We start from the raw sequence: 13,997 nt of genomic DNA on the forward strand, positions 1-13,997 counted from the left end.
GACCCAGCACACACCTTGTTCCGGGAAATCGTTGTGCGGTGGAAATCCAAAATAATCACTTGTGGGTCGCGGGAGGGCTTCCTAGGCTGGTGAGCACACTAGAAGGGAGGTGGTTCGGAAGTGATTTCAATCCGGACAAGTGAGGTGGCTGCGGGCTGACGCCCGTCGTCGCACACGTGCGGTGCCGGTGAACCACCGGCCCAATCCAAGCAGTCACCCGACCCGCGTGCTCGCCGGTAAGTCCGGCCGGCTCCTCCCCGGAGGAACCTGAGCACGCGGGTCGTCTGCGTTCGGTGGTCCGCGTTCGGTCGTCCGTGTTCCCGGTCGCCCGCCTTCACCCAGGACGCCGCGTCACGGGCAGAGCCGCTCCACCCGCCAGCCGTCGGACTGCGGCTCGCGGACGTAGCGCAGCCGGTCGTGCAGCCGGTTCTCGTGGCCCTGCCAGAACTCGACGGTCTCCGGGACGACCCGGACGCCGCCCCAGTGCGGAGGGACCGGGACCTGCTCGTCGGGCCCGTAGCGGCGGCCCAGCTCCTCGTACCGTTCGAGCAGTTCGGCGCGCGAGCCGATCGGCGTGGACTGGTCGCTCGCCCACGCGCCGAGCTGGGAGCCGTGCGGGCGGGTGCGGAAGTACGCGGCCGTCTCCTCGCGGCCGACGCGGTCCGCCGCACCGGTGACAACCACCTGGAGGGCCAGCGCGTGCCAGGGGAAGAGCAGGGCGACGTAACCGTTCGCCGCGATCTCCCGGCCCTTGCGGGATCCGTAGTTGGTGTAGAAGACGAAGCCCCGCTCGTCGTAGGCCTTGAGCAGCACCGTGCGCGACGACGGGCGGCCGTCGGGCGTCGCGGTGGAGAGGACCATCGCGTTCGGCTCGTGCAGACCGCCGGCCACCGCGTCCTTGAACCAGCGCGCGAACTGCTCCATCGGCCCGGGTGCGAGGTCGCTCTCCAGGAACGCGGTGCCGCGGTACTGCTCGCGCATCACGGCGGGGTCCGGGGTCGCTGAGGGGTCGGGGGCCGCGGAGGGCGGGATGTGAGGCACGCGACCCATCCTCGCCCAATGCCGGGACCGTGTCATGGTTGATTCATTGTCCGGGTTGGGCAGGACGGTGAGTACGGATGACCGTTCCGGACCGCGAGTCGTAGGACAACGACCGGGGATCCGTATCGGCGCCGACAACTTCTGACATCGGATCGCGGGCCGTAGGCCGTAAGCCGTCTCCCGGTTCAGCCGCACGCTTCCACGCCCGTCACACCAGAGGAGCCGCCTGATGTCCGATTTCGTACCCGGACTCGAGGGAGTCGTCGCTTTCGAGACGGAGATCGCCGAACCGGACAAGGAGGGCGGCGCCCTCCGTTACCGGGGCGTCGACATCGAGGATCTGGTCGGCCACGTGTCCTACGGGAACGTGTGGGGCCTGCTCGTCGACGGCGCCTTCAATCCGGGGCTGCCGCCCGCCGAGCCCTTCCCCATCCCCGTCCACTCCGGCGACATCCGCGTCGACGTGCAGGCGGCGCTCGCGATGCTCGCCCCCGTCTGGGGCCTCAAACCGCTCCTCGACACCGACGAGGCGACGGCGCGCGACGAGCTGGCTCGGGCCGCCGTCATGGCCCTGTCGTACGTGGCGCAGTCGGCACGCGGCCAGGGCGTGCCGATGGTGCCGCAGAGCGAGATCGACAAGGCGGAGTCCGTCGTCGAGCGCTTCATGATCCGCTGGCGCGGTGAGCCCGACCCGCGGCACGTCAAGGCGGTCGACGCGTACTGGACGTCGGCGGCCGAGCACGGCATGAACGCCTCGACGTTCACGGCCCGCGTCATCGCCTCCACCGGCGCGGACGTCGCCGCGGCCCTCTCGGGGGCCGTCGGCGCCATGTCCGGGCCGCTGCACGGCGGCGCCCCGTCGCGGGTCCTCGGCATGATCGAGGAGATCGAGCGGCTGGGCGACGCGACGGCGTACGTGAAGCAGGCGCTCGACAAGGGCGAGCGGCTGATGGGCTTCGGCCACCGCGTCTACCGGGCGGAGGACCCGCGCGCCCGCGTGCTGCGGCGTACGGCGAAGGAGCTGGACGCGCCGCGTTTCGAGGTCGCCGAGGCGCTGGAGAAGGCGGCGCTGGAGGAGCTCCACGCGCGCAGGCCGGACCGGGTGCTGGCGACGAACGTGGAGTTCTGGGCGGCGATCATGCTCGACTTCGCCGAGGTGCCCGCGCACATGTTCACGTCGATGTTCACCTGCGCGCGTACGGCGGGCTGGTCGGCGCACATCCTGGAACAGAAGCGGACGGGCCGGCTGGTGCGGCCCTCGGCGCGGTACGTGGGTCCGGGGTCGCGGGACCCGCGCGAGATCGAGGGGTACGACGACATCGCGTCCTGACGGACGGCCCGGACGCCGGAGGGCTCCGCGTGTCGCGCGGTGCCCTCCGGCGGATCCGGTCCGGATCCGGTCGGGTCGGCCCTCCCCGTCAGCCCAGCACCGTTTCCAGGATCCTCGCCCACTGCGCGACCACCCGGTTCCGCCGCTGCGTGTCGTCCGTCAGCAGGGTGGCGAGGCCGAGGCCGCGCGCCATGTCCAGCAGGCCCTGGACCGTCTCCCGAACGCCGGGGACCGACTCGTCCGCGCCCAGCAACTCCACGGTCATACGGTGCGCCTCACGGCCGACCCGCGCTTCGAGTTCGGTGACACGGGGCCGCAGTTGTTCCTCGTCGGAGGCGGCGACCCACAGATGCAGCGCGGCCCGGAACAGCGGCCCGGTGTAGAGCGTGACGACCGCCTCGACCACCTCACGGCGGTGGGTCGGCCCGCTCGGCGCGAGCGCGCGCAGGGCGGTGGAGCGTTCCTCGGCGACGTACTCGACGGCCGCGGTGAACAGGTCCTCGCGGGTGGGGAAATGGTGCTGCGCCGCGCCCCGCGACACCCCGGCGCGTTCGGCGACGACGGAGACGGTGGAGCCCGCCCAGCCGTGTTCGGCGAGACACGCGACGGCGGCCTCCAGCAGCCGCCGGCGGGTGACGCGGCTCCGGTCCTGCTTGGGCTCCTTGGAGGTGGTCACCGCACCCATGCCGCGTCCCGCCGTTCGAGGAACGCCGACATCCCCTCGCGGGCCTCGGCCGTGGCGAAGAGGGACGCCGAGCGCTGGACGAGATCCTCCGCGTACTGGTCGAAGGTCTCCAGCACCCGCGCGCTCAGCAGCTTCTTGGACTCGGCCAGACCCTGCGGGGAGCCTCTGCGAAGGGCTTCCAGGACCGGGGCGAGCGCGCTGTCCACGTCGTCGGCGGCCTCGGTGACGAGCCCGTCGGTGACTGCCTCGGCCGCGTCGAAGGTCTCGCCGGTGAGGTAGTGGCGGGCGGCGGCGCGCGGTGTCATCCGGGGCAGCAGGGGCATCGAGATCACTGCGGGCGCGACTCCGATCCGTACCTCGGTGAAGGCGAAGTCCGAGTCGGTGGAGGCGATCACGATGTCGCAGGCCCCCAGCAACCCGAGCCCCCCGGCCCGGACATGGCCGGTGACACGCGCCACGACGGGCTTGGGGTGCTCCACGATCTGCCGCAGGAGGGCGACGAAGGTGTACGGGTTCGGCGGCTCCTTCAGATCGGCGCCGGCGCAGAAGGTGCCGCCGGTGTGGCTGAGCACCACGGCGCGTACGGAGGGGTCCTTGGCGCACCCGGTGAGCGCGTCGGCCAGCTCGCCCACGAGCCGTGCGGACAGGGCGTTGCGCTTGGCCGGCGCGTCCAGGGTCAAGGTGGTGATGCCGCGCTCGTGCGCGGTCGCGACGAGCGTCACGTGGTCTCCGTCTCCCGTTCGCGGGCTGGTGTGCGAGGGTTCAGAGAGTGGCAGCGTGCGCCGAATCAATCAAGCGCGCATGCATGATTCCGGTGGTCGCGGCAGTCGCGGGCAGTTGCTCGGCTCAGTCGCAGAAGGCTTCGTCCAGGAGCGCGTGGACGGCGTCGGCCGGGTCAGCGGGGCGGTTAGACGTGAGCCCGACCGTGGCTTGGCGGCGCCCGTCCTCCGTGGAGTACGACCAGGCCTGGTAGGCCAGGGCGTCGCCGTCGTTGCCGTACACACGGACCCCGCACGCGGTGTCGTACCAGTCCAGACCCAGTCCGTACGTCGCACCCTCGGCACCGGGCTTCTTCGTCTCCGCCGGCAGGTGGTCGGAGACCAGACCCGTCGAGCAGCGCGGCGACGAAGCGGTTGAGGTCGCGGGTCGTGGAGATCATGTCGCCGGCCGTGCCGAACAGGGACGGATTCATCTCCGTGTAGTCCGTGGGGTGCGCCGTACCGCCGGGCTCGACGGGCAGATAGGCGCGGGGACGCGGCTGGGGCACACGCGGGGACGTGTCCGGCACCGACGTTCCGCGCAACCGCAGCGGCTCGATGATCCGTCGCTCGATCTCTTCGGCGTACGACTGGCCGGCCGCCTTCTCGATGATCCGGCCGAGGAGGAGGTAGCCGGTGTTGGAGTACGAGTAGCGCGACCCCGGCGGGTCGACGGACGGCGCATTGGCCACCGCCCGCCGCACCAACTCGTCGGGGGTCCAGGTCCGCCACCGGTTGGCCACGAACTCCTGGCCCGGCGGCATCGGCAGCGTGCTGACGTAGTCGTACACCCCACTGGTGTGGTTGAGCAGCTGCCGCACGGTCATGCCTTCGCCGGCCGGTAGGACTCCGGGCAGCCACGACTCGACGGTGTCGTCCAGCCCCAGCTCGCCCTCTTCTACGAGTTGCAGAACGACGGTGACGACGAACGTCTTGCTGATGCTGCCGACCCGGAAATGGCCGCGGGCCGGCACGGCACGCGTCGTACCCAGCTCGGCGACCCCGCTGGTGCCGCGCCAGACGCCGTGTTCGTCCCGCACCTCCGCCAGGGCCCCGACGGCGCCGACGTCCACGACGTGGTCCAGCCGCTCCTGCAACGTCTTTCGATCCGCGCCGTGTTCGGCGGGCGCGGCGGAGGCGGCGGTGCCCGCCACGATCACCGCGACGGCGGCGGGCGCGCTCACCCACGCCCGTTGGGCACGCATCATCCCGACCTCCGTGATCAGTGTGTACGGCACGGTGCACGCCGTACGACGAGCCTGCCGGAGGCGCGGGGCCGCCACGAGGGGGCGCGTTGCCGTATCCGGCCGGGGGTTATCCCCACCCTCGGCCGCCAATGCGCCCTGCACGAACCGGGCATCGTTCCCTACGGTTGGAGGACGAACGTATGCGTTCTGGAGGCGAGCATGGATGCGGTAACAACGGCCAAACACCGTACCCCCATCAGCGACGACGGCCACCAGCCCAACCGGCCCATCCCACCGGCGCAGCCGACACCGCCGCCGCCTCCCCCTAAGAAGTAGGTGAAGTGGGCACACCAGCACGGTCGGCGGCCGACCTCACCGAGCAACTCCTAGCCGCGGTAGCCCAATTCATCGGCCCGGTGCCGTCCGCCTTCGACCGCGCGGTCCGCGCGGTCCCGAGGCATCTCTTTCTCCCTGCTGTCATCTGGCTGCGCGACGGGGAGGGCGGCTACCGGCCGTGCGACCGGGCCGCCGCCCCCGGCGAGTGGCTGAGCGCTGCCTACAGCGACGCTCCGCTCGTCACACAGCTCACCGACAAAGTACCTACCTCGTCCGCGTCCATGCCCTCCATGGTGCTCCGCATGCTCGCTCTGGCGGACCTGGACCGGGAGGCGGCAGGGCTCCGTGTTCTCGAACTCGGCGCGGGCACCGGGTTCAACGCGGCGCTGCTCTGCCACCTCTGTGACGATCAGGCCGTCGCCACCGTCGAGTTGGACCCCACGCTCGCCGCGGAGGCGGAGCGGAATCTGAAGGCAGTCGGCCACGCGCCGAAGGTGGTACGCGGTGACGCCGGGGCCGGCTGGCCGGCCGGGGCTCCGTACAAGCGGATCATCGCCACGTTCTCGGTCGACCGGCTCCCGTCGGCCTGGTTGGAGCAGACAGAACCGGGCGGCCGCATCGTCACCCCGTGGAACTCCGCCTGGTGCAGCGGTTACGGCACGCTGGTGCTGACGACGACACCGGACGGCGGCGGCGAAGGCCGGTTCCACGACTTCGCCTCGTTCATGCCGATGCGGGAGCTTGTCCCGTCGGCTACCGCGCCCGCCGACAACGGCGGTCCGCCCGAACCCCGGCATGTGACGTCCTCGGCCTTGTCCCCGTGGGCCGTCGCCGGAGGAAATCTGAACGCGGAGTTCCACGTCGGACTCACCGTTCCCGGAGCCTGGTTCGCCTGGGACGCGAGCGGCGAGCACGCTCCCGCACGGCTCGATGTAGCCGACGACACCGGGCCGTCCTGGGCCACGGTCGACTACGACGGACAACACGCCGACCGGTTCACCGTCACCCAGGCAGGTCCCCGGCGGCTCTGGGACGAGATCACGGCGGCTCACACCCGGTGGGAGAGCCTTGGCCGCCCGAGCGTCGACCAGTACGGCCTCACCGTGGATACGGCAGGGGCCCACACGGTGTGGGTGATACAGAGCGACGGCACCCGCGAACCGGCTTCACCGGAGCGGCACGGCCATTCGCCCGCCGCCGCCCCGCTCCCCGGCTGACGCCGCCGCAGCGCCGACTCTGTGAGGGCCGGGGGCACGTACGCGACATCAAGCGGTCCGACATCCGCACCCGGCGGGACGATCGCGTCGATCCGGTCGAGGAGATCGTCGTCCAGTGCGGTCGCCGCGCCCGCGAGCAGGTCGTCGAGGTGGACCATGGTGCGGGGGCCGATGACGGCCGCGGTGACACCGGGGTGGGTGATGGCGAACGCCAACGCCATGTGGGTCAGCGACAGACCGGCCTGCTCGGCGAGCGGGAGGAGTCGCTCGACGGCGTCCAGTTTGCGCTCGTCGGTCATGTGCTGGGGCACCCGGTGGATACGTGCGGCGTGTGCGTCGGACAGGCGGCCCTTACGGTGGAACCGGTGAGCAGGCCCATGGCCGGCGGGCTCCGGACCAGGGTGCCCATGCCGTAGCGCTCGCAGACCGGCAGCACCTCGCGCTCGATGGCACGGTTGAGGATCGAGTAGGGCGGCTGCTCGGTACGGAACCGCTCCAGCCCGCCGCCCTCGGCAGGTTCGACGCCGACATCGAGGGTGTCGGCGCCGCAGAACTCAAAGACGCCTTCGCCCGCCTGGCCCGCCGCTACACCGAGACCGCGACCGCGCCTTCCTCACCCCGGTGAACCGGGCACTGGCAAACGGGGCCGCCGCCTCGTACATCTGACGCGTCAGGCGCCCAACGCGCCGCGCTTCACGGCCGAGATGAAGGATCCCCAGCCGGACGCGTCGAACGCGAGCACCGGGCCGTGCGGGGTCTTGCTGTCCAAGATCGGAACACGGTCTACGGGTGCAGCATCACCTTCGTGTAGCCCTCGATCCGCTTGTCGAACTTGTCGTACGCCGACGGCGCCTGGCCCAGGGGCAGTTCGTGCGAGACGACGAAGCTCGGCTTCGCCCTGCCGTCGATGATCATGTCCCGCAGGAACCGGTTGTAGTTCTTCACGTTGCACTGGCCCGTGCCCATCCGCAGGCCCTTCTCGAAGAGCTTGCCGATGGCGACGAGCAGCATGCCCTGCTTGGCCTGCTCGTCCGGGCCTCCCGGGTCGGCCGGGACGTAGAGACCCGGTACGCCGAGCGCCCCGGTGGCGCGGACCGTTCCGACGAGGGAGTTCAGGACGGTCGCCGGCTCCTCGGTGTCCGTGCCGTGCGCCTTCGCCTGGTAGCCGACGGCGTCGATGCCCTTGTCCGTGCCGACGCCCTCGGTCTGTTCCTTGATCTGCTCGACCGGGTCGCCCTCGCCGAAGTTGATCGGCACCGCGCCTATCTCCTCGGCCTTCTGCAGCCGCTCGGCGACCCGGTCCACGACGAAGACCTTTCGCGCGCCGCGCAGCAGCGCCGAGTAGGCGGCCATCAGTCCGACCGGCCCGCCACCGTACACCGCGACGCTCTCGCCGGGGCGCACCTGGGCGAGTTCGCAGCCGTGGTAGCCGGTGGGGAAGATGTCGGCGAGCAGAATGAAATCGCTCTCGTGCTCCTGTCCCGGCGGCAGCTTCAGGCAGTTGAAGTCGGCGTACGGAACGCGCAGGTATTCGGCCTGGCCTCCCTTCCAGGGGCCCATGGACACGTAGCCGTAAGCACCGCCTGCGAAACCGGGATTGACCGTCGTGCAGAACGCGGTGAATCCGTCGACGCAGTTGGTGCAGAATCCACAGGCGACGTTGAAGGGCATGACGACACGGTCGCCCTTCTTGAGGCCGGTGACGCCCTCGCCGATTTCGTCGATGATTCCCATGTTCTCGTGGCCGAATACGATACCGGGCTCGGCTGCGGTGCGGCCCTCGTACATGTGCAGGTCCGAGCCGCATATCGCGGTCGTGCTGACCCGTACGATCACATCGTTCGGATGCTGGATGCCCGGCTTTTCGACGTCTTCCACCGCGACGCTGAAAGGTCCCTTGTAAACGACGGCTTTCATGCTGCCACCTCCGTCCGGCTGCGCACGTGTGTGATTGCCCCACCCGGCCTCACCCACCCCCGGCCGCCCCGCCCCGGCCGCTCTCCCCGCGTGACCCACCTCTCAATGGTTCTCCGCCCCGGCCGATGGGGCAAGTCGGCATTCTCCGGTAAATGGCCGCCCGGCGCCGTACCATGAAATGGAGAGGGTGACGAAACGTGTCCGCACAGCGACTGGGAACTCTGCTCGTCGCCGCGCCGGGGCTGTCCGGCACCGTTTATCCGCCCGGCACGACCGTGGCCGTCCACGGACGCGGCTCCACCGTGGACGCCTTCGTCAATGGAGACTGGCTCGCTCTGTCGTGGTGGGAGTTCTCCGACGGACTTCGCGAGGACATCGCGGACCGCTGACGCTCTCTGCGACCGGACGCATACGTCACGTCGGCGTTATCGTCTCCGGCTGCCTTTCGCGGTCCCTGAGTTCACGCCTGAGGATCTTGCCCGACGCGGCCCTCGGGACACCCTCGATGAATTCGACCCGGCGGACCTTCTTGTGCGGGGCGACGTGTTCCGCGACGTATCCCATGACGTCGGACTCGGTCAGTTCGGGCGCCGTGGGCCGGCGGACGACATACGCCTTCGGGATCTCGTTCCCGGCCTCGTCGTACACACCGATCACCGCGGCATCGGCTATCGACTCATGGGTCAGCAGCAGCGCTTCCAGGTCGGCGGGGGCGACCTGGAAGCCCTTGTACTTGATGAGTTCCTTCACGCGGTCGACCACGAACAGCCAGCCGTCGGCGTCGACCCGGCCGATGTCGCCGGTGTGCACCCAGCCTTCGGCGTCGATCATGTGGGCGGTCTCCTCGGGACGTCCGAGATAGCCCTTCATGACCTGCGGGCCGCGGATGAGGACTTCGCCGTCGGTGCCCACGGGGACGTCCGTGCCGGGGTCGTCGAGCGAGACGATACGCATCTCGGTGCTGGGCAGGAGCCTGCCCACGGCTCCGGCGGGCGGGTCGACGGCGTCCAGCGGGACGACGTGCGTGCCCGGCGACAGCTCGGTCATGCCGTACGCCTGCCGGACGGGCGGCAGCCCCAGCCGGGCCGAACAGGCTTCGGCGAGGCGGGCGTCGAGGGGCGCGGCGGCGCTGACGACGTAGTCGAGCGAGGACAGGTCGTAGCGGGCGACGGCCGGGTGCTTGGCGAGCGCGAGGACGATCGGCGGGGCGACGTACAGGCCGTTGATGCGGTGCGTCTCGATCGCGCCGAGGAACTGGTCGAGTTCGAAGCGCGGCAGCACGACGACGGTGGCGCCGGTCCGCAGTGGCGCGTTCATCAGGGCGGTGAGGCCGTAGATGTGGAAGAACGGGAGTACCGCGAGGATGCGGTCGCCGGGGCCCATGGGGATGACGGGGTCGAGCTGCGCCAGGTTGGTGGCGATGGAGCGGTGCGTCAGCATGACGCCCTTGGGGCTGGCGGTGGTGCCGGAGGAGTACGGGAGGGCGGCGATGTCCTCGGCGGGGTCGATGTCCACATCGATGTCCGCGTCGGCGGCGGGCCGTCCGGCGCCGTCGGCCGCCGGCCCGGTGGCGATCATGTCGAGTACGGAGCGGTGGCCCGGCGCCCGGTCGCAGACGAGGATCTCCTCGATGCCGCCGACCAACTCGGCCGATCTGCAGGCGACTTCGAGCAGCGGCGAGACGGTGACGATCCAGCGGGCCGAGGAGTCCCGCAACTGTTTCGCGAACTCCTCGGCGGTGGACAGCGGATGGACGGTGGTGACGGAGGCGCCGGCGCGGGTGGCCCCGTAGAACACGACCGGATACGCGACGGTGTTGGGGCTGTGCAGGGCCAGGACGTCGCCCTTGCGCAGACCGGCCGCGGTGAGCGCGGCGGCGGTACGGCGGTGGAAGGCGTCCAGTTGGGCATAGGTGACGGTCGTTCCGTCCGTACCGTCCACGAGGGCGACGGCCTCGCCGAACTCGGCCGCGCGGCCGAGTACCGCCTCGTGGATGGGCAGGTCGACCGGCTCGACATCCGCGTACTCGCTGTGAAAGATCATGAGGACGATCCCTTCGACGCGTGGACTGCCAGGTGCGTGGGACGGACAGAATGACCTGTCTCAGTACGACTTGGGGAGACCCAGGGACTGGTGGGACACGTAGTTCAGGATCATTTCGCGGCTGACGGGCGCGATACGGGCCACGCGAGACGCGGTGATGAGGGAGGCCAGACCGTACTCGCGGGTGAGCCCGTTGCCGCCGAGGGTGTGTACGGCCTGGTCGACGGCGCGTACGCAGGCCTCCCCCGCCGCGTACTTGGCCATGTTGGCGGCCTCGCCCGCGCCCGCGTCGTCGCCCGCGTCGTAGAGGTGCGCGGCCTTGCGCATCATCAGCCGGGCGAGTTCGATCTCGATGTAGGCCTGGGCGAGCGGGTGGGCGATGGCCTGGTGGGCGCCGATGGGCTGCTTCCAGACCTGCCGGGTCCTGGCGTAGTCGACGGCCTTGTCGAGGGCGTGGCGGCCCATGCCGAGGGCGAAGGCGGCGGTCATGACGCGTTCGGGGTTGAGGCCGGCGAACAGCTGGAGGAGTCCGGCGTCCTCGTCGCCGACGAGGGCGTCGGCGGGCAGCCGTACGTCGTCCAGCACCAGCTCGAACTGCTTCTCCACCGCCTGGAGTTCCATGTCGATCTGCGAGCGGTGGAAGCCCTGCGCGTCACGCGGGACGATGAAGAGGCAGGGCTTGAGGGAGCCTGTCCTGGCGTCCTCGGTGCGGCCGACGACGAGAGTGGCGTCGGTGATGTCGACGCCGGAGACGAAGACTTTGCGGCCGTTGAGTATCCAGCCGTCGCTGTCGTCCGCCCTGCGGGCGGTGGTGGTGATGCGGTGCGAGTTGGAACCGGCGTCGGGTTCGGTGATGCCGAAGGCCATGGTGCGGGAGCCGTCGGCGAGACCGGGGAGCCATTCGCGCTTCTGCTCCTCGGTGCCGAAGCGGGCGATGACGGTGCCGCAGATGGCGGGTGACACGACCATGAGGAGCAGGGGGCAGCCGGCGGCGCCCAACTCTTCGAGGACTATGGAGAGTTCGGCGAGGCCGCCGCCTCCGCCGCCGTACTCCTCGGGGAGATTGACGCCGAGGTAGCCGAGCTTGCCCGCCTCGCTCCACAGGGTGTCGCGGTCGAAGCCGCGGCCGTGCCGGCGGCCGAGGGCGGCGACGGCGGCGCGGAGATCCTGGTGTTCCTGCGTTTCGACGATGCTCATGTGTCCTCCTGGGCGGTGTCCGTGACTACGGCGAGGAGCGCGCCGACCTCGACCTGGCTGCCGGGGACGGCGTGGAGCGCGGTGAGCGTGCCGGAGGCGGGAGCGGTGATGCGGTGCTCCATCTTCATGGCCTCCAGCCAGATGAGCGGCTGCCCGGCGGTGACGGCGCTGCCCTCGCCGAGCCCGTCCGCGATCCGTACGACGGTGCCGGGCATGGGCGCGAGCAGCGAACCGGGCGCGGTGGCGGTCCGGGGGTCGGTGAAGCGGGGGTGGACGCGGAGCCGGTACGAGCCGGCGGGGCTGTCGACGTAGACGTGGTCGCCGTGTTCGGCGACGTCGAAGTGGCGCAGCACGCCGTCGACTTCGAGGCTGACGCGGTGGGGTGCGACGGCGACGGCGCGTACGGCGTCGTCCTCGACGCGGAACCCGTCGCGGGTGCGGTGGTAGCGGACCTCGTACTCGCCGTACGTCTTGGTCTGCGGCTGCGACGCGAGGTTCCGCCACCCGCCGAGGGGGTGGCCCCGGCGTACGGCGTCGGCGAGCGCGGCGGCGACGGCGGCGGGCCGTCCGGCGTCCTCGGCCGTCGGCCCGGTGAGCGCGCCGAGGTGGCGTTCGTAGAACCCGGTGTCGAGCCGCCCGCCGGTGAAGTCCGGGTGGAGCAGGGACCGTACGAGCAGTTCGCGATTGGTGACCGGCCCGTGCACACGCGCCCGCCGCAGCGCGCCGGCCAGCACTCGCACGGCCTCGGCACGGGTGGGTGCCCAGGCGACGACCTTGGCGAGCATGGAGTCGTAGTGCACCCCGACGCTGTCCCCGGACCCGTACCCGGTATCGACCCGCACACGGGGGTGCCCACCGCGCCCGACGAGCGCGGGTTCCGGTGCGTCCGGGGCGACGCGGGGGCCGGGGCCGCCGGCCCCGCCGATGTCGGCCCCGGTGCGGCCGAGGCCGCCGGAGGCGGGACCCGTCGCGCCCGCGCCGGAGGCGCCCGGACCGGGGTGGCCCGTCCCGGCCCAACCGCCCGCGCCCGCAGTCCGGGCGACCCGCGGCTCGTTCGCGCCGGAGGCGCCCGGACCGACCGCCCCCGTCCCGCCCGCGCCCGGCGCGTCGATCCGGCCCGGATCGACGGCGCGCGCACCCGACTCGGCCCGGCCGGATGCGCCCGTCGCCGGCGAGGGCCGTGCGGCCCGCGGCTCGGCCGCGTACGGCGGGCCCGCTTCCCCCACCCCCCGCACCGTCAACTCGTGGACGCGGCCCGGTTGGGGGGCCCAGTCCTGGGAGGGGTCCTCCGCGTAGAGGCGGGCCTCGATCGCGTGGCCGAGGGGGGATGGTGGGGTCGGCGGGAGGGCGGCGCCTTCCGCCAGGATCAGTTGGAGTGCGACCAGGTCGACCCCGAACACCTCCTCCGTCACCGGGTGTTCGACCTGGAGGCGGGTGTTCATCTCCAGGAAGTACGCGCGGCCCGTCGGGGAGAGCAGGAACTCGACCGTGCCCGCGCCCCGGTACTCCACCGCCCGCGCCGCCGCGACCGCCGCGTCCGTCAGGGTGGCGCGCAGTTCCGCCGTCAGGCCCGGCGCCGGGGACTCCTCGATCACCTTCTGGTGCCGCCGTTGCAGGGAGCAGTCGCGGGTGCCCAGCGCCCACACCGTGCCGTACGCGTCGGCGAGGATCTGGACCTCGACGTGCCGGCCCCGTTCCACGTACGGCTCCGCGAAGACCTCGCCGTCGCCGAAGGCCGACCGGGCCTCCGCGCGGGCCGCCTCCCACTCCTCCCCCACGGCGTCGAGCGAGCGGACCACCCGCATCCCCCGGCCGCCGCCGCCCGCCGCCGCCTTGATCAGCAGCGGCAGATCCGCCTCGGTCGCCGAGGCCGGGTCCACCGGTGTCAGGAGCGGCACACCCGCCGCCGCCATCAGCTCCTTCGCACGGGTCTTGGAGGCCATCGCCTCGATGGCCTCCGGCGGCGGACCCACCCACACCAGCCCCGCGTCGAGCACCGCCCGCGCGAACCCGGCGTTCTCGGAGAGGAATCCGTAGCCGGGGTGCACCGCGTCCGCGCCCGCCGCGAGGGCCGCCTTCACGATCAGGTCGCCGCGCAGATACGTGTCGGCGGGGGCGGCGCCGGGCAGCCGTACCGCCGCGTCCGCCTCGCGTACGTGCAGCGCGCCGGCGTCCGCGTCCGAGAAGACCGCGACCGTGCCGATGCCCCGCTCGCGGCAGGTCCGGAGGACGCGGCAGGCGATCTCGCCACGGTTCGCGACGAGGAGAGTGGATATCAACGTAAGC

General features: G+C 71.5%; 12 protein-coding genes and 2 pseudogenes. 4 read left to right on the forward strand and 10 right to left on the reverse strand.

Going from position 1 to position 13,997, the window contains the following annotated elements:
* Positions 1-351: 351 nt before the first annotated feature.
* Positions 352-981, reverse strand: a complete 630-nt coding sequence (pdxH, locus tag SSPS47_RS14080; protein WP_164254573.1) for a pyridoxamine 5'-phosphate oxidase — start codon at positions 979-981, stop codon at positions 352-354.
* A 289-nt stretch (positions 982-1,270) separates the two neighbouring features.
* Between pdxH and SSPS47_RS14085 the strand changes: the two genes are divergently transcribed.
* Positions 1,271-2,371, forward strand: a complete 1,101-nt coding sequence (locus SSPS47_RS14085; RefSeq protein ID WP_147876743.1) for a citrate synthase 2 — start codon at positions 1,271-1,273, stop codon at positions 2,369-2,371.
* An 88-nt stretch (positions 2,372-2,459) separates the two neighbouring features.
* On the opposite strand, the gene SSPS47_RS14090 is transcribed toward SSPS47_RS14085, so the two are convergent.
* From SSPS47_RS14090 to SSPS47_RS14100, 3 genes are all read right to left on the reverse strand, one after another.
* Positions 2,460-3,056, reverse strand: a complete 597-nt coding sequence (locus SSPS47_RS14090; RefSeq protein WP_164251445.1) for a TetR/AcrR family transcriptional regulator — start codon at positions 3,054-3,056, stop codon at positions 2,460-2,462.
* Positions 3,044-3,778, reverse strand: coding sequence for an enoyl-CoA hydratase family protein (locus SSPS47_RS14095; protein WP_164251446.1), 735 nt, complete (start codon positions 3,776-3,778; stop codon positions 3,044-3,046). The genes SSPS47_RS14090 and SSPS47_RS14095 overlap by 13 nt, the downstream gene beginning before the upstream one ends.
* A gap of 185 nt (positions 3,779-3,963) precedes the next feature.
* Positions 3,964-5,052: a serine hydrolase domain-containing protein gene (locus tag SSPS47_RS14100; RefSeq protein WP_239064905.1), complete on the reverse strand. Its 1,089-nt coding sequence runs from the start codon at positions 5,050-5,052 to the stop codon at positions 3,964-3,966.
* A 290-nt stretch (positions 5,053-5,342) separates the two neighbouring features.
* Here SSPS47_RS14100 and SSPS47_RS14105 point away from each other — a divergent pair, with 290 nt between their 5' ends.
* On the forward strand, positions 5,343-6,554 hold the full coding sequence (locus tag SSPS47_RS14105) for a methyltransferase (protein WP_164251447.1): 1,212 nt from the start codon (positions 5,343-5,345) through the stop codon (positions 6,552-6,554).
* Here the strand turns inward: SSPS47_RS14105 and SSPS47_RS35385 are convergent.
* Positions 6,548-7,068, reverse strand: a pseudogene (locus SSPS47_RS35385) (aldo/keto reductase); the annotation flags it as partial. The gene SSPS47_RS14105 and the pseudogene SSPS47_RS35385 overlap by 7 nt on opposite strands.
* Here SSPS47_RS35385 and SSPS47_RS35390 point away from each other — a divergent pair.
* Positions 7,057-7,179: pseudogene (locus tag SSPS47_RS35390) on the forward strand (transcriptional regulator); the annotation flags it as partial. The pseudogenes SSPS47_RS35385 and SSPS47_RS35390 overlap by 12 nt on opposite strands.
* Before the next feature lie 45 nt (positions 7,180-7,224).
* Here the strand turns inward: SSPS47_RS35390 and SSPS47_RS14115 are convergent.
* Complete coding sequence (locus SSPS47_RS14115; protein ID WP_329033615.1) at positions 7,225-7,323, reverse strand: DUF397 domain-containing protein; 99 nt, start codon at positions 7,321-7,323, stop codon at positions 7,225-7,227.
* Positions 7,324-7,337: 14 nt separating this feature from the next.
* The gene (locus SSPS47_RS14120; RefSeq protein WP_164251448.1) at positions 7,338-8,471 is read right to left on the reverse strand and encodes a glutathione-independent formaldehyde dehydrogenase; all 1,134 of its coding nucleotides are present in this window, start codon (positions 8,469-8,471) and stop codon (positions 7,338-7,340) included.
* Between the two features lie 197 nt (positions 8,472-8,668).
* On the opposite strand from SSPS47_RS14120, the gene SSPS47_RS14125 reads away from it, so the two are divergent.
* Positions 8,669-8,860 carry a hypothetical protein gene (locus SSPS47_RS14125; RefSeq protein WP_147876737.1) on the forward strand — a complete coding sequence of 64 codons (192 nt, stop codon included), beginning with the start codon at positions 8,669-8,671 and terminating at the stop codon, positions 8,858-8,860.
* A 25-nt stretch (positions 8,861-8,885) separates the two neighbouring features.
* On the opposite strand, the gene SSPS47_RS14130 is transcribed toward SSPS47_RS14125, so the two are convergent.
* The 3 genes from SSPS47_RS14130 to SSPS47_RS35395 are packed head-to-tail and all read right to left on the reverse strand — an operon-like array spanning position 8,886 to position 13,990.
* Positions 8,886-10,514 carry an AMP-binding protein gene (locus SSPS47_RS14130; RefSeq protein ID WP_164251449.1) on the reverse strand — a complete coding sequence of 543 codons (1,629 nt, stop codon included), beginning with the start codon at positions 10,512-10,514 and terminating at the stop codon, positions 8,886-8,888.
* 60 nt (positions 10,515-10,574) lie between these two features.
* The gene (locus SSPS47_RS14135; RefSeq protein WP_164251450.1) at positions 10,575-11,711 is read right to left on the reverse strand and encodes an acyl-CoA dehydrogenase family protein; all 1,137 of its coding nucleotides are present in this window, start codon (positions 11,709-11,711) and stop codon (positions 10,575-10,577) included.
* Entirely contained in the window at positions 11,708-13,990 is a 2,283-nt protein-coding gene (locus tag SSPS47_RS35395) for a biotin carboxylase N-terminal domain-containing protein (protein ID WP_239064906.1), read from the reverse strand. Before SSPS47_RS35395 ends, SSPS47_RS14135 begins: the two co-directional genes overlap by 4 nt.
* Positions 13,991-13,997 lie beyond the last annotated feature (7 nt).

It is taken from the genome of Streptomyces sp. S4.7 (genome assembly GCF_010384365.1).
GTDB lineage: Bacteria > Actinomycetota > Actinomycetes > Streptomycetales > Streptomycetaceae > Streptomyces.